Annotated in this window: 28 protein-coding genes, 2 tRNA genes and 2 pseudogenes; 11 read left to right on the forward strand and 21 right to left on the reverse strand. The window is 63.7% G+C overall.

Annotated features, from left to right (window positions below):
* Positions 1-148: 148 nt before the first annotated feature.
* A complete protein-coding gene (locus E3T40_RS13210) occupies positions 149-553 on the reverse strand; it encodes a heavy metal-responsive transcriptional regulator (protein ID WP_104170431.1) in 405 nt (134 codons plus the stop codon).
* A gap of 54 nt (positions 554-607) precedes the next feature.
* Between E3T40_RS13210 and E3T40_RS13215 the strand changes: the two genes are divergently transcribed.
* Positions 608-916 (forward strand): thioredoxin family protein, encoded by a 309-nt coding sequence (locus E3T40_RS13215; protein ID WP_104170432.1) that lies wholly within the window; start codon positions 608-610, stop codon positions 914-916.
* A 298-nt stretch (positions 917-1,214) separates the two neighbouring features.
* On the opposite strand, the gene E3T40_RS13220 is transcribed toward E3T40_RS13215, so the two are convergent.
* The 9 genes and pseudogenes from E3T40_RS13220 to E3T40_RS13265 all read right to left on the reverse strand — a co-directional run bounded on the left by E3T40_RS13220 (position 1,215) and on the right by E3T40_RS13265 (position 8,454).
* A complete protein-coding gene (locus E3T40_RS13220) occupies positions 1,215-1,859 on the reverse strand; it encodes a hypothetical protein (RefSeq protein WP_134544081.1) in 645 nt (214 codons plus the stop codon).
* 217 nt (positions 1,860-2,076) lie between these two features.
* A complete protein-coding gene (locus E3T40_RS13225) occupies positions 2,077-2,724 on the reverse strand; it encodes a hypothetical protein (protein ID WP_174843671.1) in 648 nt (215 codons plus the stop codon).
* 375 nt (positions 2,725-3,099) lie between these two features.
* The gene (locus E3T40_RS13235; protein ID WP_134544087.1) at positions 3,100-4,632 is read right to left on the reverse strand and encodes a PTS transporter subunit EIIC; all 1,533 of its coding nucleotides are present in this window, start codon (positions 4,630-4,632) and stop codon (positions 3,100-3,102) included.
* 627 nt (positions 4,633-5,259) lie between these two features.
* Positions 5,260-6,141, reverse strand: a pseudogene (locus E3T40_RS13240) (SDR family oxidoreductase).
* 91 nt (positions 6,142-6,232) lie between these two features.
* Positions 6,233-6,853, reverse strand: a complete 621-nt coding sequence (locus E3T40_RS13245; protein WP_134544089.1) for a hypothetical protein — start codon at positions 6,851-6,853, stop codon at positions 6,233-6,235.
* Entirely contained in the window at positions 6,850-7,431 is a 582-nt protein-coding gene (locus tag E3T40_RS13250; protein WP_104194581.1) for a DUF6286 domain-containing protein, read from the reverse strand. The genes E3T40_RS13245 and E3T40_RS13250 overlap by 4 nt, the downstream gene beginning before the upstream one ends.
* Positions 7,428-7,829, reverse strand: coding sequence for a hypothetical protein (locus E3T40_RS13255; protein WP_134544092.1), 402 nt, complete (start codon positions 7,827-7,829; stop codon positions 7,428-7,430). The genes E3T40_RS13250 and E3T40_RS13255 overlap by 4 nt, the downstream gene beginning before the upstream one ends.
* Complete coding sequence (locus tag E3T40_RS13260; RefSeq protein WP_233199257.1) at positions 7,826-8,020, reverse strand: DUF2273 domain-containing protein; 195 nt, start codon at positions 8,018-8,020, stop codon at positions 7,826-7,828. The genes E3T40_RS13255 and E3T40_RS13260 overlap by 4 nt, the downstream gene beginning before the upstream one ends.
* On the reverse strand, positions 8,017-8,454 hold the full coding sequence (locus tag E3T40_RS13265) for an Asp23/Gls24 family envelope stress response protein (protein WP_134544095.1): 438 nt from the start codon (positions 8,452-8,454) through the stop codon (positions 8,017-8,019). Before E3T40_RS13265 ends, E3T40_RS13260 begins: the two co-directional genes overlap by 4 nt.
* Before the next feature lie 253 nt (positions 8,455-8,707).
* Between E3T40_RS13265 and E3T40_RS13270 the strand changes: the two are divergent.
* From E3T40_RS13270 to E3T40_RS16740, 6 genes and pseudogenes are all read left to right on the forward strand, one after another.
* A pseudogene (locus tag E3T40_RS13270) lies at positions 8,708-9,142 on the forward strand (RNA polymerase sigma factor); the annotation flags it as partial.
* Between the two features lie 36 nt (positions 9,143-9,178).
* Positions 9,179-9,778, forward strand: coding sequence for a hypothetical protein (locus tag E3T40_RS13275; protein WP_134544097.1), 600 nt, complete (start codon positions 9,179-9,181; stop codon positions 9,776-9,778).
* Positions 9,775-10,104, forward strand: coding sequence for a hypothetical protein (locus E3T40_RS13280; protein WP_134544100.1), 330 nt, complete (start codon positions 9,775-9,777; stop codon positions 10,102-10,104). Before E3T40_RS13275 ends, E3T40_RS13280 begins: the two co-directional genes overlap by 4 nt.
* A 125-nt stretch (positions 10,105-10,229) precedes the next feature.
* Positions 10,230-10,520: a hypothetical protein gene (locus E3T40_RS16730; protein WP_198411997.1), complete on the forward strand. Its 291-nt coding sequence runs from the start codon at positions 10,230-10,232 to the stop codon at positions 10,518-10,520.
* A 9-nt stretch (positions 10,521-10,529) separates the two neighbouring features.
* Complete coding sequence (locus tag E3T40_RS16735; protein WP_198411998.1) at positions 10,530-10,712, forward strand: hypothetical protein; 183 nt, start codon at positions 10,530-10,532, stop codon at positions 10,710-10,712.
* An 87-nt stretch (positions 10,713-10,799) separates the two neighbouring features.
* Positions 10,800-11,036, forward strand: coding sequence for a hypothetical protein (locus E3T40_RS16740; RefSeq protein ID WP_206750358.1), 237 nt, complete (start codon positions 10,800-10,802; stop codon positions 11,034-11,036).
* A 172-nt stretch (positions 11,037-11,208) separates the two neighbouring features.
* Here the strand turns inward: E3T40_RS16740 and E3T40_RS17635 are convergent, their stop codons facing one another.
* The 4 genes from E3T40_RS17635 to E3T40_RS13300 form a co-directional block, all read right to left on the reverse strand.
* Complete coding sequence (locus E3T40_RS17635) at positions 11,209-11,406, reverse strand: PTS glucose transporter subunit IIA (protein ID WP_158252034.1); 198 nt, start codon at positions 11,404-11,406, stop codon at positions 11,209-11,211.
* Positions 11,403-11,534 (reverse strand): PTS glucose transporter subunit IIA, encoded by a 132-nt coding sequence (locus tag E3T40_RS16415; protein ID WP_166786639.1) that lies wholly within the window; start codon positions 11,532-11,534, stop codon positions 11,403-11,405. Before E3T40_RS16415 ends, E3T40_RS17635 begins: the two co-directional genes overlap by 4 nt.
* Positions 11,535-11,654: 120 nt before the next feature.
* Positions 11,655-12,551: an N-acetylmuramic acid 6-phosphate etherase gene (gene murQ / locus E3T40_RS13295; protein ID WP_134544103.1), complete on the reverse strand. Its 897-nt coding sequence runs from the start codon at positions 12,549-12,551 to the stop codon at positions 11,655-11,657.
* A gap of 35 nt (positions 12,552-12,586) precedes the next feature.
* Positions 12,587-13,540 carry a MurR/RpiR family transcriptional regulator gene (locus E3T40_RS13300; protein WP_104170444.1) on the reverse strand — a complete coding sequence of 318 codons (954 nt, stop codon included), beginning with the start codon at positions 13,538-13,540 and terminating at the stop codon, positions 12,587-12,589.
* A gap of 548 nt (positions 13,541-14,088) precedes the next feature.
* Between E3T40_RS13300 and E3T40_RS13305 the strand changes: the two genes are divergently transcribed.
* Positions 14,089-14,325, forward strand: a complete 237-nt coding sequence (locus E3T40_RS13305) for a hypothetical protein (protein ID WP_134544106.1) — start codon at positions 14,089-14,091, stop codon at positions 14,323-14,325.
* A gap of 166 nt (positions 14,326-14,491) precedes the next feature.
* A complete protein-coding gene (locus E3T40_RS13310) occupies positions 14,492-14,731 on the forward strand; it encodes a hypothetical protein (RefSeq protein WP_134544110.1) in 240 nt (79 codons plus the stop codon).
* Positions 14,732-15,143: 412 nt separating this feature from the next.
* Here the strand turns inward: E3T40_RS13310 and E3T40_RS13315 are convergent.
* The 6 genes from E3T40_RS13315 to E3T40_RS13340 all read right to left on the reverse strand — a co-directional run bounded on the left by E3T40_RS13315 (position 15,144) and on the right by E3T40_RS13340 (position 21,132).
* A tRNA-Met gene (locus E3T40_RS13315) sits at positions 15,144-15,217 on the reverse strand.
* A 33-nt stretch (positions 15,218-15,250) separates the two neighbouring features.
* Positions 15,251-15,322: transfer RNA gene (locus E3T40_RS13320), tRNA-Thr, on the reverse strand.
* 54 nt (positions 15,323-15,376) lie between these two features.
* Positions 15,377-17,242, reverse strand: coding sequence for a glycoside hydrolase family 13 protein (locus E3T40_RS13325; protein WP_104170447.1), 1,866 nt, complete (start codon positions 17,240-17,242; stop codon positions 15,377-15,379).
* Positions 17,243-17,249: 7 nt separating this feature from the next.
* The gene (locus E3T40_RS13330; protein ID WP_104170448.1) at positions 17,250-18,158 is read right to left on the reverse strand and encodes a sugar ABC transporter permease; all 909 of its coding nucleotides are present in this window, start codon (positions 18,156-18,158) and stop codon (positions 17,250-17,252) included.
* Position 18,159: 1 nt separating this feature from the next.
* The gene (locus E3T40_RS13335; RefSeq protein ID WP_104170449.1) at positions 18,160-19,797 is read right to left on the reverse strand and encodes an ABC transporter permease subunit; all 1,638 of its coding nucleotides are present in this window, start codon (positions 19,795-19,797) and stop codon (positions 18,160-18,162) included.
* A gap of 96 nt (positions 19,798-19,893) precedes the next feature.
* A complete protein-coding gene (locus E3T40_RS13340) occupies positions 19,894-21,132 on the reverse strand; it encodes a maltose ABC transporter substrate-binding protein (RefSeq protein ID WP_104170450.1) in 1,239 nt (412 codons plus the stop codon).
* 173 nt (positions 21,133-21,305) lie between these two features.
* Here E3T40_RS13340 and E3T40_RS13345 point away from each other — a divergent pair, with 173 nt between their 5' ends.
* Entirely contained in the window at positions 21,306-22,973 is a 1,668-nt protein-coding gene (locus E3T40_RS13345; RefSeq protein ID WP_104170451.1) for a glycoside hydrolase family 13 protein, read from the forward strand.
* 245 nt (positions 22,974-23,218) lie between these two features.
* The gene (locus E3T40_RS13350) at positions 23,219-24,124 is read left to right on the forward strand and encodes a GTP pyrophosphokinase family protein (RefSeq protein ID WP_233199258.1); all 906 of its coding nucleotides are present in this window, start codon (positions 23,219-23,221) and stop codon (positions 24,122-24,124) included.
* A gap of 27 nt (positions 24,125-24,151) precedes the next feature.
* Here the strand turns inward: E3T40_RS13350 and E3T40_RS13355 are convergent.
* A partial coding sequence (locus E3T40_RS13355; RefSeq protein WP_166786640.1) for a M23 family metallopeptidase occupies positions 24,152-24,983 on the reverse strand: 832 nt, incomplete at its 5' end.

The raw sequence follows: 24,983 nt of genomic DNA on the forward strand, positions 1-24,983 counted from the left end.
CCGAGAAGGAGGAACCCGCAACCGAACTCGGCGCCCTCAGCGCCTAGAAATCCAAGAATCACGCGGCAGACGCGTTACACCACACATTTGGACTTGACCATATGGCGGTGAATTCGCTTCGCTCAATGGCGTGAATGAACGTTGCGCGCTAATGGCGAGCTTGGGTGATGACGTGGCAGACACTGCCCGCTTCGCAGTCGCCTGGGTTGACATGCTGGCTCGCGTCGATGATGTGTTGCAGTTCTGTTTCAAGAAGTACAAGTTCTTGTTGGCGGCGGTGCACATCCGCAAGTTTTTTTGCGAGAAGGTTGGAGACGTGTTCGCACGGCACCTCACCAGCTTCTCTAACAGTGATGATGCTGCCAATTTCGGCCAATGTCAGACCAGCCGTCTGGGCAGACCGAATGAATCGCAGGCGCGATAGGGCCGCTTCGTTGTACCGGCGGTAACCGTTCCCCCCACGTTCGGCGGGATCCAACAGGCTGCGCCGCTCGTAAAACCGAATGGTCTGTGCGGTTACGCCGCTCGCGATGGCCAGGTCTTTAATCTGCATACTTCCATTCCAGCATTTGACCTTGCACTGCGGTGCAACGTTTACGGTAAAGGCATGGATATTGCGTTGCAGTACTTCGATGGCTGCCCGAACTGGAAAATCGCTGCTGAGCGGCTGGCGTTGATCGCGGCTGCATGCCCCGGCATCATCGTGACCCGGCAGTTGGTCGAGAATCTGGAAGACGCAGAGACAATCGGTTTTCGAGGTTCTCCGAGCATACTGGCGGGCGGAACAGACCTCTTTCCCGACCTATCGGCTTCGGTGGGGCTGGCCTGCCGCATCTACACAACCCCCACGGGATTGGCCGGTGCCCCAACGCTGGAGCAACTGCGCGATGCGATCGCCTCAGCACGAGTGGCATGAGTGGCATGAGTTAGGAATTGTCAATGCCTGGTGAATACTGACCCCGTGGCGTCGTTTGAATTCTGACCCCTCCGTGGTTTACGAGTACCGAGGTGGGGAGGTCTACTCGTCGTGTTCGTAGATCCTTCATCAGGCGGTTCACGCGAGTGACGCTAACTTCTCGTTGGTAGCCGGTCTTGTTCCGGGCGTCACGCCGAGGAATGACGTAGCGGTCGACGAGTGCGCCAGCTGAGATGACACCGATTGCTAGGGCTGTCCAGTTAGCGTCTTGCTGAATACGACTGGCGAATCATAATTTTCAATCACGTTTGATCCATATCGATCTGGAGCCGATGGCTTCGATGACCCCGGCAATATCCATTCCCAGGACCTGAGGTCGCGGCCAGAATAAGCCGACGCCGACGACGGCGAGCAACCCCAGCCCCTTTGGCACGTCCCGGCTACGGGCTCGGCGGTCGGCGGCGCTCACCGTACTTGCCTCGACTCTGACGAGCACCTCGTTCCGACGGGGCGACGGCCTTGCAACATTCTCGACGTGAACAATGTCCGGTCCGCCGAACCGGCGATACACAGCTGCCGACATAGACGTGTCAGCGGATGTCGGCCGGCCTGAATCAGGGGAGGCGCCATTCCTGCAGATTCGATATATCGTTACGGCGGTCATGAGCGGGATCATGGCGGAGTGGCTGAGAGACATCATAGTCTCCGTCGTGATCAGTCCATAAAGGTATGGGCCGAGGAGGATGACGGCAGGAATGAACATTGCTGTCGACATCTCCCCGATCACTCGCCGGCGGTGACGTTTAAGGATCATGTAGGTGACCATCGGTATGGTCATGTTGGAAGCCATGACGAAGTTCGACAAGATCGGTAGCTGGCTCCACGGATCGCTCGCTCCAGCGGCGTGCATGATGAGGTCGTACACCGGGTCGAGGGTGAACATTCCTACGTACATCAAAACGATCATCAGGCCGAGATGCGCTGCGTGATGAAGATATTGACGCCAGGTTCGTCCGCGAGCCGACGTTGCGTGCAAAGGGGTCGATGTTCGCGCGTGATGATTGCGTCCTGGGTTGTATTGCATGAGTTATCTCGATTTCGTAGGTGTTGGAAACACAATTCGGCCACAGCGCGCCTCCGAGTCAAGGCGCTGACTGTTCTCAGGCGCGGAGGCGGCGGCGTTCGCGCGTCTTCCGGATCAATCGGGGTACGGATCCGACAGCGACCGCGAGCAGGATGCTGAGAAGCAGGAATATCGTCGGGCGCAGCTGAGCCTTCGTCGGCGCGCCTTGAATCGCGACGCGGTCGAGGGGATACTCGAGCATCTTGCCGACCGAGTCCACGACGGCGCCGCTTGTCGTCCTCCCTAGCTGTTGGAAGGCGCCATCAAGCCCACCGGGCGTGCCTTGTCCGAGTTGCCCGGCCACTAGAATCTCGCCCTTGGCGTCTTCGAGCAGTGCGGTACGGACGACCAAGCCATGCTTGGTGGCGACGGTTCCCGTTTGGGAGCGTGCGGTCGCTGAGGCCGTTTGGGAGTACAGATACACCTCGAGAAGGGCACCGGCATCGATTTCTCCGACTCCATCGCGAAGCTCCACGCCGACTGCCGGTCGGGCCCACGGATAAGCGGAGTTCATCAGGACGCCAACATCCTCGATGCCGAACGCTTGTTCTGGCATGCTCACCGGTCCATCAAGGGACCAGCCTGGGAAATCGATTATCTCGCCAACGCGGTTTGCCTCCTCGCCAACAACGCCCGGATCATCAACCTCGGCCAGATCGACATGCGCCGGCACCGCAACGACCAAGCACGCGCCCACGAGACCTACTGGGAGTAAAACCGGAGGCGGCCCGGGCACAAAGCCCGGGCCGCTACCACCTCGTCAGTACTCCGCTACCAGGNCCGCTACCAGGTGCCTGGACTAGCGCTACCAACTCGGGCTACTCGCCAGGTGCCGCCGCTTCCGCCAGCCGCTCGGAAGAATTTCTACAATTATGGCGCCCAGCTCACCGGAAGAAAGCTCCGGCCTAAACAAGCCGGTGCTCCTGGACCCAGGCGAGCACGTCCCGAACGTCATACCGCACATGCCGGTTCTTGTTGCCTAGTTTGTCGGCTTCACCGCCTGGTCTAGGCGCCATCGATCTTCTCTCCTGCTCGTCCGAAGAGGGCTAGAGGTGAGAGTTTAGGAGCGGTAGTGGGCACCGGCCAGGGTGGGGATCTGATCGGCGGGGTCTTCCGCCCCCGCCGGGGTCTCGTCGGCGGGCACCAATCCTGCGTCGATAGTGTCCTCGGTGTTCAGGCGTACCAGCTGGTCGCGGGTGAACCCGAAGAACCAGGTGGCGAAGAATCCCACGGTGTAGGCGACGATCAAGCCGCAAGCGTAGCCAAGTGCGGCGGCGCCCCAGCCCTGGCTGCCCTGGAGCAGTGGGAACAGCGAGACGTCACTGGCGCCGATGGCGATCGCGCCGACGGTGTAGCCGAGCTGATCGAATAGGCCGATTACTGCGCCGCCGAATGCGCCGCCGATGCAGGCGGTGATGAAGGGACGGCCCAGCGGCAGGGTGACGCCGTAGATGAGTGGCTCGCCAACGCCGAGGAATCCTGCGGGCAGTGCACTCTTGATGGTACGTCCGATGCTGGTGTTGCGGCGGAGCCTGAAGAACACGGCGATAGCGGCACCGATTTGGCCGGCGCCGCCCATGGCCAGGACCGGCAGCAGGGTGGTGTAACCGACCTGTTCGATCAGGGTGGTGTGGATTGGGGTGAGTGTTTGGTGCAACCCGGTCATCACCAACGGCAGGAACAGCCCGCCGAGGACGAAGCCAGCGAAGACACCCGCAGTGCTCAGCAGCCAGGTGGCGCCGATACCGATCTGGATAGACACCCAGCCGGCGGCCGGCATCAGGAGGAACAGGGCGGCGAGGCCGGCGATCAGCACGGTCAACGTGGGCACGATGAACAAGGCGAGCACGTCGGGCGCCCATCTGCGGGCCCACCGCTCGACGTACGCGCCCAGGATGGCGGCGGCCATGGCGCCAAGAACCCCTCCCTGGCCGGGGGCCAGTTGCTGACCCCAGACGACGATGTTTGCAACTCCAGGAGCCACGATGATTCCCCCGATGACGCCGCCGATGATGGGTGTGCCGCCGAACTCTTTGGCAGCGTTCATCGCAACGAACACGGCGAGTAGGGCGAAGAACCCGCTGGCCATGACGCTGAAGATCGGAGACAGGGTGGCCAACCACGGAACCTGGCCGCTTGTGGCCAGGTTGGTCAGGATTCCGTTGATGCCGGCGATGAGTCCGCAGGCGATCAGCGCGGGGATCAGTGGGACGAAGATGTTGGAGATGCGCCTCAGAGCGTTCTTGACCGGGGTGTTGTTGCGCTGCTTGTTCTGTTGCCGGATGGCCGCACCTTTGTCGGCCAGCTGAGCGGCCGAGGAGGCAGCCGACCCTTCCGCGCGGGCGGCGCTGAGGGCCGACTCCACGTCGATGGCCACCCGGTCGACCAGACCCGGGCCCAGCACGATCTGGCAGTTATCGCCGGGCAGCGCGGCGAGCACCCCGGCGATCGCACGCAGTGCGGCGACATCGACTCGATCCTGGTCACGGACGCCGACACGCAATCGGGTCATACATTTCTCGACGTCGATGATGTTCTCGGCGCCGCCCAGACCAATGAGCAACTGGTCTGCGATGACTCGTGAGTCGGCCATGACTGATGTCCTTTCGAGCAAAGTGCGGGGTTGCACGGGGCTCCTAGCGGGATGGAGAACCCGGGCTACAAAATTATGTCGTGATATGAAAATAGCTTTCACAGTCTTAGGAGTCAAGAGGTAATTACTTTCACCTCTTATCTGCGTTGTTGACGACATGTTTCGACAATCCCCAGGCTGAAATCTCTGCTGCGCTGCTGCGCACTGGTTACCGGGGAGATCAGGTGTGGCTCTGATGCACTCAAACGAGTGGACCACTTTGCAGCTGATGTAGTTATTTTGAAACCGTAAGTTGAAGTCCCTCGGTAACGGAGCCAGGCAGGCCACGACCCTGTCGGAACCACACGGGTGCGCCGTATGTGGCGGGTAACGCCTGTGCGACCGTACCTATCGCGAGGACGGCGGTGGCCGAAGTGTTCGGAGCGACAATAGCTGGCCGGAGCCGACCCACAGAAGAGTCAGGAGCCTCAAAAAAACTGCGTAATCCCGTGTTCGCTGAATCAATCTCGCTGACGTGGCTATCCGCACAATTTCCGCGATCCTCGGCAGAAGCAGGAATACGGCTGGGCTCTTTCGTAGAATTGCGTGTAACGCGTGCGCCACAGGGTCCGAGTTTTCGCTCGACTTTTAGAAGCTGCGGCCGCCCGTGATGGGCACTACTGCGCCTGAAATGTAGAACGCTTCGGGTGAGGCTAGGAAAACGTAGGCGGCGGCGAGTTCGGCTGTTTGTCCTGCCTGGCCCAGTGGGGTTTCCCGACCGAAAGTGGACAGCTTGTCTGGCCATGGAACTGCGGGGATGAGCGGCGTCCAGATTGGCCCGTGCGCGACTGCGTTGACCCGAACCCCGGCTGGGCCTAATTCTTGGGCGAGCGCCTGTGTGAACGCTACGAGTGCGGCTTTGGTCATGGCATAGTCGATCAACGCCTGTGCGGGGCTCGATGCCGGGATTGATGACGTGGAGATGATCGATGCTCCCGGCCAGAGGTGCGGGATGGCGGTGCGCGCGATCCACAGAGTCGCTTAAAGATTGGTTTTGAAGACCCGGTCGAATTCTGTCGTGGACAGGTTTTCTGGACCGTTCCGGTTTTTTTGGTAGGCGGCGTTGAGCACCAGGATATCCAAGCCGCCGAGGGTTGCCACGGTATCCTTTACGAGATTGACGCAGCGGGTTTCCTCGCGGATGTCGCCCGGGATGAGCAGGACGGTGCGGCCGGCGGCCCGGATCTGCTCTTCCGTGAATTCGGCATCCGTCTGTTCGTCAGGCAGGTAGGAGATCGCAATATCGGCACCATCTTTGGCGTAGGCGATGGCCACGGCCCGGCCGATGCCGGAGTCGCCGCCTGTGATGAGTGCCCGCCTCCCGACGAGTTTTCCGGCGCCGTGATAGGTGTCTTCGCCACGATCCGGGCGGGGCTTAGTCGCCTCGGTCAGGCCGGGTTGACTCTGTTCCTGTTTTGGGTTGCCGCCGGTGATGTATTTCGTCCTCGGGTCGTCGTTTTGGTTCGTCATGATGTGACTCTCTATCGAAAAGCAGCGGGTGTTGCCGGTTGAGGCGGCACGGCTGACCGCCGCCTGCTGATTTCTTTGAGCCGGTGAGTTATCAGCGGAGACGGGCGGCCTTGGTCGTTCGCGCGCGGAAGCCTCCGCTGATCTGCACGAGGGCAGGGAGCTGTAGGCCGAGGAGATTATCAAAAGAAAAGAGCACCTCGTCGACAATCCGGCTGGCTTCCCGAGGTGAGACTCCTCGGCGGCAGGTGATGGCGATCTTCAGCGCTGACTGGTTCTTGACGCGATAGGTGGAGACGTGGGAGGCAACGAGTTCCGGTCGGTTCGTAAGACCATCCTGGATGGCGTGCTCGGCCACTTTCGACTCAATGGCAACCGCGCCACTGCTGGTTCTTCCGTTCAGCGTGACGAGTCGGCCGGTGTGGCCGTGGCCTTGACGCAGGCTGAAGGTGACCAGCACCGCGATGAGCAGCGCTCCAGCGACGAGGACGATGAGCCATAACCAGCTGCCGTTGACCGGGACCAGGGATTCGGGCAATGGGGTGGCCTGCAGCCACCGGTTTGCCTTATCGATGCCGACACGAGTTGCGTTCGTCCAGCTGTCGCGGACGAGCGGAACAAGTGCCACCAGGACCAGGGTCGCGCCACCGATCAAGACGAGGATTCCGACCAGGAAAACAAAGACGCGGTTGAGGATGCGATTGGTGGAGTTCATCCCCCCACCCTCCCCGTGGAGACAACAATGACTTTCGCGTGAAGGGAACGCAGCAATCTAAAAGCCTCAATCTGTTCGCGCACGGCCGTGAGCACCGCCTGCTGATCGATCGCAGTTCCAGAAGTAGGAGTGAGGTGCACGGTTGCGCTACGGGGGGTCACGGTGACCCGCGCGTTATCTGGGGTCAACCCAGCAACGCGGGCCGCTTCACGAGCCAACGCGGATGCGATCACCTCGTTGTCGACGATGGTCGCGGCCCGGTCGGTCTCGAGCAGATGGCGAGATCGCCGGCCAGGAGTGACGGCCACGACAAGGAGAAGCAGCCCGATGAGGGCGCCGGTGAGGCCCAGCCCGCCCACGAGCACGGGCGGTGCAGAGGAGGCGCCCGCGACCGCGCCCGCCATACCCGCGGGGGCCGTGAGGAGCCCCGGCCGGCCGAGCAGGTTCAGCACGATCTCGATCATGAGCCAGAGGCAGGCGGCGATGGCCAGGATGGCGAGAGTGATCGCTGCGACCGAACGCGGCGAGTAGAGCTCGCGACGGCTGATCCGTTGGTAGGTGGAACGATACTTGGTCATTGCACGCGGTCCTCTGGTCGAATGTCGGCATCGGTGAGCCGCACGGTCACCCGGGACAGGGTAGAACCGGTCAACTCGCCCACCTGGTAATGAATGTGCTGCCTGGCGTGCTCGGCCCGCTCCAGAATCGTGCCCCCGGTGCGAGTCACGATGGAGGGATCCCGGTGCACACGGGTGAGCGCAACGACCCGGATGGGGGCGCTGACCGTGAGGGCGAGGTTGCCCTGATCATCGGTGAGCTCGGCACCGACCGCCGAGGGGTCAACGCCCAGAGCGTCCGCCGCGACCGCACACACTAGCCGATTCAAAGCTCGGGTCGAGACGGTGGTCCAGCCGTTTTTGAGCGTCGTCGGCGAGAGCGTATGACGGGCCGCTGTTTCGGAACTTAGGGTTGTCATGACGACGAACGCTTGCCCCGGAATGCGTCAACCAGGTTCGCAACGCTCAGCTTTCCGTCCATAATCCGCCCGACGATCGCGCCGACCGCCATGGCCGCGGCCACGAACGCGAATGGCCAAAAGCCAAGGACCAGCCACGTCAGAGCAAGCACGGCTCCGAACACGGCCCCCGTTTTCGCCAAAGTGCTCACTGAACCCGAGCCTCGGACTTCTCGTCCTTGTCGTTGGCCGGCAGATACACGTCGTTGATGTTCACGTTCACCTCGGTGACCTCCATTCCAACCAGGTCTTCGATCACACGGATCACGGCAGACCGCACCCGCTCGGCCACATCCTGCAGGGCCACGGGGTACTCCGCGACAATGGTTACGTCGGCCGCGACCTGAGTTTCTCCGACCTCCACGTTGATGCCCTGGCTCACGTCCGAGGTGTTCAGGGCATCGCGGATGGCACCGAGCGCCCGGGCGGCTCCGCCGCCAAGGGCGTGCACACCGCTGACCTCACGGGCTGCAATGCCGGCGATCTTTGCCACCACAGCGTCGTTGATCACGGTCTTGCCGCGGCCGGGGGTCGTCGAGGCGGAGTTCGGTGCGGTGGAAAGAGTAGGTCTGGTGAGATCTGCCATGGGAGGCTCCTTGTTCGTGGCCCCTGAACGGGGCGTATTTGCACTAGTTATTATGTAGACGCATGCCACGACGCGTTCGTCACACCCGGTGCTACAGTTCCCAGCGAATCGAGGGGCAACCATTCCAGATAGCAAGAGCAGGGCACTGCTGGCCCACGCCGACGACCGCACCTTGGTGGACCGCGCTGTTGACGGAGACGTTCGAGCATTCGAAGTGATTGTGCGACGGTACGGCCCGTAGGTACGCGCCTACGCGACCCGCATCCTGGGCTGCAGCCACGATGCAGACGATGTCGTACAGGACACGTTCATCACGGCATGGGCGAAGCTATCGACCTTGAAAGATTCTGCGCTGGTAAAAAGTTGGCTGATGCGCATCGCCAGCCACAAGAGCATTGATCGAATCCGCGCACGGCGGCAGAACTCCAACCTCGACGACGTCGGCGTGCCTGCATCGGAGGACCATTCACCGACGCAGATAAGGGAGGCGCGTTCGTGTAACGAGGCACTCTCCCAAGTCTTGTCCGCCCTTCCGGAGGATCAACGACGATGCTGGGAGCTGAGAGAGTTTGGGGACTACCGTTATTCCGAGATCGCTGAGGAACTCGACTTGCCCCTTTCTACCGTTCGCGGGCTGCTTGCTCGCGCCCGCAAAACTTTGATTCGCGAGATGGAGGCCTGGCGGTGACGACTCGGAAACGTCCGCCCCCCCCCGGCCTGGTACGTGTCAAATGATGAACCTGACCTCCTTGATGGCCACACCATTGACGAACTCAGCGACTACCTCGACCGAGGCAAGATGCCCACCGACCCGTCGATCGACACATCGACTGCGTGCCAGATGGCGATGGCCTCCCCTAAGCGCCTGCGCGGCGCAATGAGCACGCTGCTCCGGGATGAGGCAGAAGAGCAACCGGCCCGAGACGACAACTGGGTCACCGCCATCCTGGACAGGATCGTGCTCGACGTCCGGTCCGGGCGTGACATCCCCATCTCGCACCCGTCGCCGAACCCGCAACTTTTCGTCACCGAGGGAGCTGTCCGCGGACTCGTTCGCGCGGCAAGCGATACCGTCGACAACCTCATCGTGGGTCGATGCCGGCTCGACGGGGACCTCACTGCGCTGGGAGCTCCGATCACGGTCACGGTCGATGCCAGCGTCTACAAGGGTGAGAACATTCCCGCCCTTGCCGACAAGTTGCGAGACACGCTCGTCGGCGCGCTACGCACCCACACCGAGCTCGCCATCGCGGGCATCGACGTGATCATTCGCGACATCTACCTCATTAAGCCAGAGCACGGCGAAGAAGAAGCAACACCATGACGGATGCCGCCGAGCTCGCAGAGAATCTCGAAGCTATCGTAAGGTCTGTCCCGGGGGTGACAGCCTTGTACCCGACCACGCCGATCGTCGTCACGATTGTCGGGTCTGTTGTCGATGCCCTTACGCAGCGGGAAAAGGCACCGAAACTAGTTACCGTGACGACGGGAATGGCCAGGCTGAGCGTGACCGCGAGAATCGGCGTCGCCGACGCAGCGTCATCCACCGAGGTGTGCCGACGCGTGCATGACACGATCGCCGCGAATCCCGCCATTTTGGCGCTTGCCCCCATCAACACCACCTCTGTGACGGTTGCCAGCATCGGCTAGAAGTACGGCCATTTTCCGCCGAGCGTGACGAAACGGCCGGTAGCTGCGTCTTTGAGGTGTGGCACTCTTGCGCTCGGTTCGCATCGTAACGCGCCCCTTAACTTAGGACAGGCGCAACACACGAAGTGACCCTGCCGACCAATCGGCGCGACCCAACCCTGGAGGTTGACATGCAAAACGAATTCACCAGCGCCCTTGCAGTTGGGCTGGCTACTCTCATGGACTTTGTCCCGAAGCTTCTGTTGTTCCTGGTCATTTTGATCGTCGGCTTGATCGTGGCGAAGCTGATCTCCAAGGCGCTGGCGAAGCTGCTCGAAAAGGTGGACTTTGACCGCGTTGTGGAGCGCGGCGGTGTGAAAAAGGCCTTGGCCAGCTCGTCCATGGACGCGACGGACATCATCGCAAAGATTCTGTAGTACACGCTGGTGTTGTTCGTTTTACAGTTCGCATTCGGAGTATTCGGGCCCAACCCGGTCAGTGATCTGCTCGCCGGGATCATCGCTTTCCTGCCGAAGATCATCGTGGCAATCATCATCATCGTCATCGCCGGGGCCGTTGCCGCGGGCGTGAAGACCCTCATCCAGGGCACCCTCGGCGGGCTGTCCTAAGGCAAGGTCCTCGCCAACATCGCCAGCATCTTCACCCTGTTCCTTGGTGTGACGGCCGCCCTGAACCAAATCGAAGTCGCCACCACCGTGACTACCCCGATCCTGATCGCCGTGCTCGCCATCATCGCAGGCGTTATTATCATCTTGGGCGCTGGCGGCGGCCTGATCAAGCCCATGCAGGCCCGCTGGGAGTCCTACCTCGTCAAAGCCGAGGAAGGAGCCCCGAAGATGAAAGAACAGGCCGAGCAGGCGAAGAACAAGATGCAGAACAGCATGAATTCCGCCATCACCGGCAGCACCCGCCGCACGAACATCGGGCGCTAGCAGACCGGCCCCGCGTGAGTATTACTCGATGGGTGTCCGGTTTGGAATTGGCGGCGCTTAATTCTGAACTGGTCACCCGGGTGGCCGAGCACATCCTCAGCCATTGGAAAGATGGCCTATCCTCGCTCCATCCATCGCACTGGTGGATCCCTGCCCCACTGCGGCCACAGCGCTATAAGCAGGTCCAAACGCCACACCTCCCGCGAACGGTGGACCCTTCGGTGGCCAACACCTCGAAGCCCTCGCCATTCATGTGAACCGTGTCGATGCCAAGGTGGACCAGGATCCCGGTCCCCGACGTGGACTGGATGACGAAGGCGTGCGGCTCGACCCGGACGAGGTTGCCACTCACCGGCGCACGAGCCGTCACGGGGCCGATTTCCGGGGAGGGTTGAATGCCACTCCCCCGCCGACGATTTCCTGGGCGAGCACGGGGTCGGGAACATCGCCGAGCGAAACCACGGTGCCGCGCAGGGGGCTGAGGATGTTTTCGGGCATGGCTGTATCTCCTGGAGTGTGACGTGCGGGGAACTGCAGACGAATCGAGAGTTGTTATGGTCGTCAGCGATGCACGCCCGTGCCACACGATGCGACCCGCGGCAGCGGGTGACGGTTCGCTCAGGGTGACGTGATGGCGGTGCGGACGTCGCCGTGAGCCTGTTCGAGGCGAGCGGTGGCCGTGGGGAAATCAGTGTCGGTGAGCAGCATGATCACGGCGGTCTTGGCATGTCCGCCGGCCTGATCGATTGCAGCGGCGGCGGTATCCGGATCCGCCCCGGTGGCGTCGCTGACGATGCGGCGGGCCCGGTCGACCAATTTGGCGTTCGTGGGTTGGACGTCGACCATCAGGTTGTGGAAGACCTTTCCGGTGCGGATCATGCTGGCGGTGGAGAGCATGTTGCACACCAGCTTTTGCGCCGACCCTGCCTTCAGCCGGGTAGAGCCGGTCAGGACCTCGGGTCCGGTGTCGACCTCGATGGCGACATCGGCGTGTCTGCTGATCTCCGCGCCGAGATTGCAGGCGACGGAGACGGTGGCCGCCCCAACGCTTCGGGCATGGTCCAGACCGCCGATGACATAGGGGGTTCGGCCGCTGGCGGCGATGCCGACGACCACGTCAGCGACGGTAAGTCCGACTGCCCGCAGGTCGTTCACCGCGAGGTCGGGATCATCTTCGGCACCTTCGACGGCCTGGAGGAACGCACGCTCCCCGCCGGCGATAAGCCCGAGGACTTCCCCGGGGTCGGTACCGAACGTCGGTGGGCATTCGACGGCGTCCAGCACCCCAAGTCGGCCGCTGGTGCCGGCACCTAGGTAGATCAGCCGTCCGCCGCGGCGGCGGGCGCCCACAATCGCATTTACTGCGTTCTCGATCGCCGGTAGTGCCGCCGCCACCGCAACCGGGACTGTGCGGTCCTCTTGGTTCATCACGGTGAGCAGGTCCGCGACGGACATCGTGTCCAAGTCAGTGGTGCGGTCATTCGCGGTCTCGGTGCCCAATGTGGCGAGTGCCATGGTGTTGTCCCTGTTCCTGGTGTTGTTGAAGCTATTCATGGTTGTTTGTTTCGTCCCGGATGAGAGGTCACGGCGGCGTAGGTGCGTTCCAGCGCGGCTCGGGCCCCGGGCAGCGTTTGTGCGACGCCGACAAAGATGGCGTCGACGAGCAGGAGCTGCCCAGTGCGGCTGGCCATCGCTGCGGAACGGAAGCCAAACTCTCGACCCGCGGTGACCAAGACGTGTTCGCCGTGGGCCGCCAATCGGGAGCGGGCGGCGCCAGTGATGGCCGCCGTGCCGGCGCCGGTCGACCGGGCCGATTGCAGTGGGGCGACGGTGCCGGGGTTCTCTCCCGAGTGGGAAACGCCGATGGCCAGGTCGGCGGGGCCGAGCAGCGAAGCGCTGACCATTGCCGCGTCGTGTTCGGTGTATGCCCGGGCGACCAGTCCGACCCGGTTCAATTTCGCAGTTAGATCCTCCGCGACCAGGCCAGACGCGCCGATGCCATACACGTCGATCCGGCGAGCGGCCCGGATCAAATTGATCACTTTCTCCAGGGCGACGGGATCGACGAGTTCGGCGGTAGCGCGGAGCTGTTCAGACTCGAACGCGGCCAGCTTGGTCAACACCACGCCGATCCGGTCGCCGTCGGCGATGTCGGCGCCCACCGGGACACCACCGTCGTGGTTCGCACCGCCCTGCGCAGCCAGCGCGAGCCGGAGCTGCGGGTATCCGTCAAAACCGAGACGCCGCGCGGTGCGGACCACGCTCGCGGTGCTCGTCGACGCGCATTCGGCGAGTTCGTTGACTGTCAGAGCCGACGCCGCCGTGGTGTCAGACAGCAGGACCCGCCCGATCCGGCCCTCCGCCGGGGTCAGGCCAGGCAACATCGCCCGGAGCCTCGCGACCACATCCGACGGAGCCGGAGTGGTTGGTCCGATGAGCTCACGCCTAGCATCGGTCGCGACGCCACGATCAGGAGCATGCCTGTAGTCCTTCTTGGGTGTCATGGGCGCCCTCCTCCCCTCGGGTTGCAGTCTCGGGGCCATCCCGAGCCTGTAACAAAGTTACACTTTTTTGAACCGATGATGTCAAGAGTTTCTATGGTTTCTCCTATGACGGATTGGCGGCAAAGCAGATCCGCGTACCTCCTCAGCAGCCTCTGGAAGCCCGGTCCCAGCGCGCGATGACAGAAGCACGCGCCAAGAATGCGCTCATCGCAGCGCTCGAGCCGCCGCGTCGCGATCATGCTCCGCGCAGCCCCTCCAGTTTTTCGTCGCAAGGCGGTGAAGGTGGAACGCACGCCCCAGTGCTCAGGGGCTACCCGCGAACCGAGCAGACAGCGGACCGCTGATGCGCGCGCCGACTCACGACAAGCCCGCGGATCACCCGGACAGCCAAGCGGAGTGACTTGATTTCTCTTTGCTCCGTCAAACGATTTATGCGGATACGGCGCAGGAACGCCTTGCAGGGTCCAATCGCGCAACGGGCGTGCGCGGCGCACCTCGTAGTGAGCGCAAATCACGAGGATCCGCCCGATCACAGGAGGTCAAGTCCCATGGCACTTCACACCCAACACTCCCTGTCACGTGTCATCGCCTCGGAGCCACAGCAATCCGTCACCGAGAGCGGCGACACCCGCTTCTACGTGCGAATCGGACAGCCGCACTTCCGCCGCGAAGAAAGCGGCGACTTCACCATGCTCGAGCCGAGCTTCCACGACCTCGTCGCCTACCGCGCCACCGCTTACCGCGCGGTCGCCCGGTTCGCGAAGGGCGACAGCTTCGTGCCCTGAGACCTGCGACTCTTGGACGCAGTACATCGGACGAGAGGCCATCGCTCTTCTGAGCGAGGACGGCCTTTGCTCGGACGGCACTGCCGGGTCGCTGGTCGACGCCTCCACCATGGAGAACCAGCCCGGGGGCGGTTTCGCGGGGAACGAGGCTGGCAACTATGCCGGCATGACTCAGCATGTGTGCGGACCGCTAGCCGGTAGCGGCGACTCCAACGACGATGTCTTCCTGAATCTTGGGCGCGACTACCCGGATACCGGGCGATTCCAAATCGTGCTCTGGGACATCGGCGGCGTGGAGCCCATCCCGCACGGAACGACTTTGTGCACGATGGGTGAAATCACGCTGTACGAGGGCGTCGCCCAGGTCGAGCTGGAATTCGCCGGTCAGGTCGAAATCTACGAATAGCCACCCGTCGGCGCTCCCCTACACCCTGCTCTCGACCGCCCTCTCACTGGCCCCTGGCGATGTAGATTTCAGGGGTCGATGTGTTGAGGTGCCGCCACCCCTGCGGGAGCGTCCTAGGGGAAACTCCTACGGGACCTCCTCCTCGAAACCGGACTGCGCGGCCCACTCTGGCAGGAGTCGCATTTGGCCCATCCGTAAGGAAATCCCGCTCACACGTGTCCCAGTGGTCGCTCGGCAAGTTCCTGGCCGTCCTTCACCGATATGTTGCGAGACGCGGGACCGAATGGACGCGCAACGAAGCATTGCCCGAAACTCAGACCTAGACCGGAGTCTAGAGCAGAGCTGGGTGGCATCCGATCAAAAAGAAAGGCCCAGTGACCGACAGAATTCCTGGTCAAAGGGCCTTTATGTGTAGCGGGAGCGGGAATTGAACCCGCGACACCACGATTATGAGCCGTGTGCTCTAACCAACTGAGCTACCCCGCCACGACCTGTCGGCTGCAAGAGCTTCCAAGCCAGAGCCCCCTGTGGGAATCGGACCCACTACCTCTTCCTTACCAAGGAAGTGCTCTACCAATGAGCTAAGGGGGCGAAGCATCCGTGTGAACGAAAACCAAGCCAAATTTTGGCAACCGGTAAATATTATCACCAAGTCGGCCGGCTCGATGACCGTGGGGCGGAATCGGGCACCGAAACCCCCGGCAGCGCCCACGCGGTGAAGCTCGGCCCGTCCGTTTCCAGACGGATGCGCCCGCCCGCCACGCTGACGGCGGCGTCGCCCAGGAGCCGGGTCGGCTCTCCTGCCACGGCCCCGAGCGGCAGTGTCACCGCGCACGCGGCGCGGGCCGCGACCAACAGCACCGACTCCTCCGCACACTCGCGCACGTAGACGAGCACATCGGCGCCCACGTGCACCCAGCGCATCCCGCCGCCGTTCAGGGCCGGGTGGGCGGTGCGCAAGCGGATCAGCGCCGCGTACAGGTCGATTGTGGCCGCCACCTCGGAGTCGCCCGCCGTATCCCACGGCATGGGCGTGCGCGAGCCCTCGCCGTCGTCGCCGGCCAGGCCGAATTCGTCGCCGGCGAAGACCACCGGGATGCCCGGCAGGGTCGCGCTCAGCCCGAAGGCGACGGCCACTCCCCCGTCGATCGCATGGGTGCGGAACCTTGGAGTGTCGTGCGTGTCGAGAGCGTTCATGGTGGCCAGGCGAGTGCGCCAGGGGTAGCCGGCCGTGAACCGGAGGTGAGCGTCCACGAACGCCCGCCCGTCGGTCAGCGGGATGGTGCCGTAGGGCAGCCCGAAGAACGTCGAGGGGCTGTGCGGTTTCGAGAGCCAGCTCCACACCGGTCGGGTGAAGGTCGTATAGGTCATCGCGCCGTGCCAGCCGTCACCCTGGAAGTCGTCCGAGGCATCATTGGTCGATTCGCCGAGCAGGATGGTGTCGGGATTCTCCGCGATCATGGTGCGACGGATGGTCTGCCGCACCAGGGCGTTCAGGTCCTCTCCCTGCAGGCGGCCGGTCATGTTCGCCACATCGATGCGCCAGCCGTCGAGGTGGTACGGGGCCCGCAGCCACTTCGCCACCACCGACTGCGGCCCCTCGATGAACCGGCGGCGCAGCTCGATCGAGGACCAGTTGAACTTCGGCAGGCTGGGCACGTCGAGCCAGGACGCGTAGTCCTCGTGCCGGTCGTCGAGCCAGTAGTAGAAGGCGCTCTCGACGGCACCCGGGGTGCGGTGCGCCGCCCGGAACCACTCGTGCCGGTTGCCGGAGTGGTTCGAGGTGAGGTCGCCGATCACCTTGAAGCCCCGCTCGTGGGCAGCCTCGACCAGCCGCACGAGGGCAGCGTCGCCGCCCAGTGCCGGGTCGACCACGTCGAAGCTCCGCGCGTCGTAGCGGTGGCTTGAGCCGGCCGGGAACACGGGCGTCAGGTAGAGCAGGGTGACGCCGAGCCGTTCGAGGTGGTCCAGGTGCACGACGATGCCGTCGAGGTCCCCACCGTAGAACTGGTGCGAACGGGTCGGTTGCTCCGCCGCCACCGGGTCGCCCCACGCCGCGGGCACAGCCCAGGCCGGCTTCTCGCGCAGCGCGGCGGCCGTGGAACGCCCGAAACGATCCGGGAAGATCTGGTACATCACGGTCGACGCGGCCCAGTCCGGCGGTGCCGGATGGCTGAGCAGCTTGAAGTCCTCCGCGTCGACGGTCTCGAAGGAATGCGCCCCGGCGGCGTTCAGCCACCAGTGCCCGCCGTCGGCCCGGTTGATCAGGAACCGGTAGCCGTTGACCGGGTTCAGGATCTCGACCTCGGCCTCCCACCACCGCCAGCCCTCCGCCGCGCCGAGCAGGCGGGCCTCGTGGAAGCGCGGTTCCCGGTCGGGCGTCGAACGCACGTGCACGGATGCGACGGCGCCCCACGCCTCCGGCACCCGCACCCGCACGCCGACCGTGTCGCCCGGCCGCGGCGCCTGGTCGGAGACGTACAGGGCCGACCCGTCGTGGTGCGGGAGCATGCGCGCCCTACTTCACCGATCCGGCGGTCAGGCCACCGACGATGTACTTCTGCAGCCAGAGGAACAGGGCCATCACGGGCAGGGCCGCGAGCACGGCGCCGGCCGCGAAGACCGAGTAGTTGGTGGAGAATTTCTGAGACACGAACTGGTAGAGGCCCACCGCGAGGGTCTGATTCTCCGGGCTGATCAGCACGATGCTCGCGATGACGAACTCGTTCGTCGTGCCGATGAAGGAGAGGAGGCCGACGACCGCCAAAATGGGTGCGACCAGTCGCAGGATGATCGTGAAGAAGATGCGAGCGTGACCAGCACCGTCCAACTTGGCGGCCTCGTCGATCGAAGCGGGAATCGTGTTGAAAAATCCGTACATCAGGTAGGTGTTCACCCCAAGAGCCCCGCCGAGGTAGACCATGATCAGGCCGACCTGCGAGTCCAGTCCGATCGCCGGGAAGATATCAGAGATGCCGTTGAGCAGGAGGAATATCGCGACGACAGCCAACAGTTGGGGAAACATCTGCAACAATACGAGCGTGAGCAGTCCCCCCCGGCGACCGAAAAAACGCATACGGGAGAAGGAATACGCCGCAAGGGCCCCCAAAAACACCGTGCCGATCGAGGTGATCACTCCGATGATCAGGGTATTGCCGTACCAGGCGGCGTATGGCTGTTGGGGCAGGTTGAAGAGCGTCACAAAGCTGCCGAGGCTCACCTCGCTGAATAGCCCATTTGCCGTGATCAGGGTGCCACCGGGTTGCAGCGCTGCCGAGAGCACGTAGACAAGGGGGAACGCCGAGAACACGGCCATGAACACGCCGATCAGGTGGCGCCATCCCGTTGCTCTGAACCAGCGCTTGAACTGGAATGACGACTTTCGCGCGACGATGCGGTCGCTTGCCTCCCGATTGTTGACCTGCATGTCAGTTCAGCTCCTCTAGTGCCTTGGTCTGCCTAAAGCTGATGATCGACACGATCGCGACCAGCAGGAAAATGATGATGGAGAACGCACTCGCCAATCCGTAGTCGCGGTTCGCACCGACGAAGGCGACCTTGTAGACCATCGAGATGAGGATGTCGGTCGCACCGACATTCACTCCCGCGGTAACGTCTCTCGGCCCGCCATTGGTGAGCATGTAGATGAGGTTGAAGTTGTTGAAGTTGAACGCGAACGACGAGATGAGCAGCGGGGCCACCGACACGAGCAGCAGCGGAAGCTTGATCAGCCGGAACACCTGCCAGGGCCGCGCCCCGTCGACCGTTGCTGCCTCCTGCAACTCGCCGGGAATCGACTGAAGAGCACCCGTGCAGACCAGGAACATGTAGGGAAAGCCGAGCCACAGGTTCACGAAGATGATGCTGAATTTGGCCAGCCACTCGTTTGTGAGCCAGGGTATTTCCGCCCCGCCGAACAGCACCTGGTTGACGAAGCCGAACTGCGGGTTGAGCAGTCCCGCCCAGACCAGCGCGGACAGGAATGCCGGGAACGCGTAGGGAAGAATCAAGACGACGCGGTAGACGTTGCGTCCGCGCATCCGCAGGTCATTGAAGACCAGCGCCAGGAAGAGCCCGAGCGCGAACGTGGTGGCGACAGAAAGGAAAGCGAAGGCGAAGGTCCACAGGGTCACGTTGATCAGCGGCCCCCGAATGGATTCCGTGCCGAACGCACGGGCAAAGTTATCGAATCCGACCTCAACCTTCCAACCGGGGCGCAGTTCGGTACCGTCCTCCGCGGCGAACGCCCCGACCGTGCCGTCCTCGGCGTAGACGACGTTCGTCGTGGTGTTCGTCATCGTTCTCGCGGCCTCGTCGTAGACCAGATCGGACAGGTAGAGATAGGCCTTTGAGCCGTCCGGGGTGCGGAGCACCCCCTCGTTCGGGTCGTCGGTGAGCGGCACCGAGAGGGCCGCGATGACCTCTTGATTGGCAGCGATGTCGCTGAACTTGAGCGAGGTGTAGCCGGGAAGTGCGGTGGCGACGCCGTCGGCATCCGTCTCGGCATCGGTGACTTCACGCAGGGGCGCGTCGGCGCTGCCGACGCTGATCCGGCCGTCAGGGTCGGTGACGAGGAGGCTGTAGGCACCCAATTGCTCGATCACGGTGATGTCGTACGCGACCGAGTCCGGCACTCGTTGCTGCGCGGAGGCGATGAGTGATGCGACCGCGTCCGCCCTGGTGCTGTTGTGCCCGGTGCCGTAGTTCGTGAACGCGATGTAGCCGGAATAGCCCACAACAAAGATCTGGAAGATCACGAGGAAGATCAGGCCGGGGGTGAGGTACTTGGCCGGCAGAGCGTTTTTGCTGAAGTAGATCCAGTTGACGATCAGGGTGACTGCCAGAACGAGTCCGAAGACGACCCAGTCCTGTTTCAGGAAGAGCACAAAGAGGGCGTAGACGCTGATTGCGTCGACGATACCGAGGAGCAGAATTTTCACCAGGAGAATCTTGATCCCGACGGACGCCGCCTCGGCAATTCGTCCCGCCCGCTTGGATTGCCTCCACTGGGTGACCAGCGAGTTGTCGCGCACGGTGCGATCGCGACCTGTTCGTGGGGTGGGCATCTTCGTCCGTTCTCTGGCGCCTGCCGGCAACCTTGCCTGATGTGCGGTGAGGGAGCACGCTGTGCCCGGCCCCCTGATGGAGCCGGGCACACGGTGTTACTTCGCGATGGCGCCCTGGATTTCGCCGGTCATCTTCTGCCACAGCGCTGCCGGGTCACCCTCGCCCGCGATGATCGCGGCCTCGGTCACGCCCCAGAACTGCCAGACCTTGCCCATTTGCGGGATGTTCGGCATCGGAACGGCGGTTGCTCCGACCGTACCGAAACCGGCGGTGATCGGGTCGGCGGCAGCTGCCTTGAAGGCGCTGGTCAGCGCGGGCGGGCGCCCGCCGACCTCGTAGAGCGCGGTCTGCACCTCTTCGGAGCCGATGTAGTTCACCAGGAACTCATTGGCAGCGAGAGCGTTCTTGGTCTTCGCACTCACGAAGAAGCCCTGCACGCCGACAAACGGCTGGGCAGGGTTGCTGCTGGCGGTCGGGATCGGGTCGATCGCGACGTCGATGCCGGCCTTCTGGGCATCCGGGACATTCCACGGACCGGAGAGGAAGAACGGCGATGCGCCGGCGTTGAACTTCTCTTTGGCGATGTCGTTGGTGATGTTTACGCTGAGGTGCCCTGCGGCGCCTTCGGATGCGAGCCAGGCCGCGTAGGCCTCTCCACCGGCGTTGCCGATCGAGAGGTCTTCGGCGTTATAGCTGCCGTCGGAGTTGGTGCCGAACACGGGGGCGCCGAACGAGGTCTGGAACGGGTACAGGTGATACGGGTCCGATTCCGGTCCAACGGGCACGAGGAACGGGAACTCAGTGCCGGCGGCGGTGCCGGCGGCGACCATGTCCGCGTACGTCGCCGGCGCGGTCGGCGCCAGGGCCGTGTTGCGGAGGAGGGCGATGTTCTCGATCGAGTAGGGGACACCGTAGGTCTTGCCCTCGAAGGTCATCGCGGTGACGGCGACCGGCTGGAAGTCAGCGGTCGTATCGCCGAGTTCAACGGGCTTGAGCACGCCGTTCGAGACGAGGTTCCCGATCCAGTCGTGGGCGCCGATCGTGATGTCGGGGCCCTTGCCGGTCGGAACCTGGGCGATGAACTCTTCCTGGATCTTGGGGAAGTCCTTCTGGATGAGTTTTACCTTGACGCCGGATTCCTTCGTGAATGCCGCCGCCGCGTCTTTGAGGACCGCGCCGCGGTCGGCATCGACCCAAACCGTCAAGGTGTTGGCGGCGGCTTTATCGCCCTCGCCACCCTGCGGGGAGGCCCCGCCGGAGCATCCGGACAATGCGAGGGACGCTGCGATCACTACTGCGCCGGCAGCGACGAGACCTTTCATGTTCACCATCATTGGTGTGCCTTTCTCAGGACATTGAAAATTTATGCAAGCGTTTACATTTATAGCAAGTATCGGAACCATTGACAACTGAAATAGTCGGATCTGAATCTTGAGCAGGTGATGCGCACAGCCCGCAGGCCTGCAAGCGCTTCCATAGTCACGAAAATGCCGTAGGGTTTCTTTTCATGACAGGCTCAGAGTGGTGGCGAACCGCAGTTATCTATCAGATCTATCCTCGGTCCTTTGCGGACGCCAACGGTGACGGGATGGGCGATCTAACCGGCATCACCAATCGTCTCCCTGCTCTCCGGGCTCTCGGGATAGACGCCATCTGGCTCTCGCCGTTCTACACGTCACCGCAGAACGACGCTGGTTACGACGTGGCCGATTATTGCGATGTCGACCCTCTCTTCGGCACGCTCGATGACTTCGACACCCTGCAGCACACGGCACACGAGCTGGGCATCCGCGTGATCGTTGACCTCGTGCCAAACCACTCCTCAAGTGAGCATCCATGGTTCAAAGCTGCCCTCGCCGCAGCCGAGGGCAGTGAGGAGCGCGCGCATTACATCTTCCGTGATGGCCAGGGCGAACACGGCGACCTTCCCCCGAACAACTGGGATTCCGTCTTCGGCGGCAATGCCTGGACCCGCGTCACGAACCCGGACGGCACTCCCGGCCAGTGGTACCTGCACCTCTTCGACACCACACAACCCGACTTCGACTGGGACAACGAATGGGTGAAGGCGCAATTCCGCGATGTGCTCCGGTTCTGGCTCGACCGCGGGGCGGACGGTTTTCGGGTGGACGTCGCGCACGGCATGATCAAAGCGACCGGTCTTCCCGACTACACGCCTCCGGTCGCGGGCGGCAGCATGGGCGGTGCCTCGACGGAGGGGCCAGGCATCATCACCGAGTGGCCCGAAACCGCGCCCTACTGGGCCCAGAACGGTGTGCACGAGATCTACCGCGACTGGCGCCTCATCCTCGACGAGTACCCGGGCGACCGCATCCTCGCGGCCGAGGCCTGGGTCGATCCGCTCAGCCACGTCGCCGAATGGGTGCGCCCCGACGAGATGCACCAGGCCTTCAACTTCGCCTACCTCGAGACGGCTTGGGCCGGCCCGGCCCTCCGCCGCGTCATCGACGATTCCCTCGCTGCGTTCGGCGCAGTTGGTGCCCCGAGCACCTGGGTGCTCTCCAACCACGACGTCGTGCGCCACGCCTCCCGGCTCGCGCTCAACCACGAGAACCTGCAGGGCCACGGTATCGGGCCGACGACGCCCGACCTGCCCGACAGCGTGATCGGCCTGCACCGGGCCCGGGCCGCCTCAGCGCTCATGCTCGCGCTGCCCGGCTCCAGCTACCTCTACCAGGGCGAGGAACTGGGTCTACCCGAGGTCATCCACCTGCCCGACTCCGCACGCGAAGACCCCACCTGGTTTCGCACCAACGGAGAGCGCTACGGCCGTGACGGATGCCGCGTGCCGCTCCCCTGGGAAGCCGCCGCTCCCTCCTACGGCTTCGGCCCCTCGGCCGAGAGCTGGCTGCCGCAGCCGGACGAGTGGGCGGGCCTCGCCCGCGACGCGCAGGTCGGCGTCGCCGGCTCCACCCTCGAGTTGTACACGCTGGCCCTGGGCCTGCGCCGGGAGCACGCCCTCGGGCTGGGCTCGGTGGAGTGGCTGGACGGCCACGCTGACGAGATCGTGGCGCTGCGCAACGGCGCGGTGACGGTCGTCGCGAACACGGGCGCGGAATCCGTGCCTCTGCCTGCCGGCGAACTCCTCCTCGCCAGCGGCCCGCTGCCCGGCAACACGCTCCCCGGCGACACCACCGTCTGGCTGCGCGCCTAGCCCCCACCCTCGGGGCGTTTGCCCAAACGAATTCGACGGAGATTCTGCCCGAAACGGCCGGTTTAGAACTCAAAACCCAGTTCTAGAGCAAAATCTCCGTCGAATTCGTTCGGGGCACGGGGCAGAACGGCGCTCGAAGGCGACGGATGCCGCGTGCTCCGGCGACGCGATCAGTGACCCCGCAGCGCCGCCATGGGACAATCGAAGGGCGTCGCCTGAACGGGGAGCGCATAGAAGGAGTAGCAGTGACCGGCACGGGGATCGACAGCGGAACCGAACACGGAACCGAACCGGGACCCGGCACCGACCCCAACACCGAACCCGAAGCCGACCAGGCGGCCCCGACGCGCGGGGATCTCGCCGAACCTCGCGAGCTCACGACAGAACTGACCCGGTTCATGCTGGCATACAAGTTCGCGACCGACGAGATGATGACGAAGATCAACATCTTGAAGGAGGAGTTCGCCTCCATCCACGACTACAGCCCGATCGAGCACGTCAACTCTCGGCTAAAGACGCCCGACGGGATCCTGAAGAAGGCCGTCCGCAAGGGCTGCCCGCTCGTCCTCGACGACATTCGCGCCCAGATCCAAGACATCGCCGGCATCCGCATCACCTGCAGCTTCATCTCGGACACGTACCGCATTCTCGACATGCTCACCAGCCAACTCGACGTCACGGTGCTCGAGGTCAAGGACTACATCGCCGCCCCGAAGCCGAACGGTTACAAGAGCCTGCACCTGATCGTCGACATCCCCGTCTTCCTGTCCGACCGGGTCGACGAGGTCACGGTCGAGATCCAGATCCGAACGGTCGCGATGGACTTCTGGGCGAGTCTCGAGCACAAGATCTATTACAAGTACCACGGGGCGGTTCCGGTGGATCTGGTGGGCGACCTCAAGCAGGCGGCGGATGCCGCCAATCGCCTCGACCTGAAAATGGAGGGCCTGCACGACCAGGTCCTGGCCATGGAGCCCAACGGCAGCGGAGAGACCCACCTGCTCGAGATCGCCGGGCTGTCGCAGCTGGCACTGCCAGAGGGCCTCCTCGCGGCCATCGGCCGCGCCCGGGCCGCCGAGTCCCCGCCCAAGTCCGCGCCAGTGACCGAGCCTGAGGACGAGGACGAGACCAAGGCCGAGGCGGCCGGCTAGTTCCAGCTGGCCTGTGTCGGGGTCGAACTAGTTCGTGTTGGCGTACAGCCAGACGAGCGGGTTGACCTTGGTGCCGTCCTTGCCGCCGACGCGGATCTCGAAGTGCAGGTGCGGGCCGGTGGACATTCCGGTGTCGCCGACCTGGCCGATGACCTGGCCGACCGTGATGACGTCGCCGGTCTTGAAGAGCATCGAGCCGTGGATCATGTGCGCGTAAACGCTGGAGACGAGCTCGCCGTCGATCATGTGGTCGATGATCATGTGCACGCCGAGGCTGCCTTCGCCGTCTTGGGCGTAGCGCACGACGCCGTCGGCGATCGACTGGATCGGCGCGCCGAGGCCCGGGTTGAAGTCCTGGCCGCCGTGGTTGGAGGAGCAGCCCGCACAGTCGCGGAAGCCGAACTCGTCACCGATGTGCACGCCCACCGAGAAGGGCCATTGCACGGTGCCGTTCGGGTTGTTCGTGAAGGTCGCTTCCATCCGGATGCCGCTGGCCGCTGCGACCTCGGCGATGGTCTTCGACTCGTAGCCGTCACGCTCGACCGAGATGGTGTCCGCTCCGCCGGTCATGGAGAGCGACTGGGCAGGTTCGCCCTGGGCGCTCAGCTTCGCGTTGTAGGCGGCGGCCTGCACATCGGCAGAGGACAGCAGCGCCTCGGCCGGCAGGGAGGTGGCCACGGCCATCAGGGCGACGAAGGCCATGGCGACCATCGTGACCCCCGTCGTGGCGAACTTACGCACCCGATTGGCGGGGGCCGTCGCGGTGGTGCGGGGCCGGGGTGCCGGCGTGGTGGCGGCGGCCGGGTGAACGGCGGGCGCCAGTCGCTCCCGGGCCGATGCGCGGCGGGGGCGGGAGGCG

Source organism: Cryobacterium sp. TMT1-19, assembly GCF_004403055.1.
Taxonomy (GTDB): Bacteria; Actinomycetota; Actinomycetes; order Actinomycetales; family Microbacteriaceae; genus Cryobacterium; species Cryobacterium sandaracinum.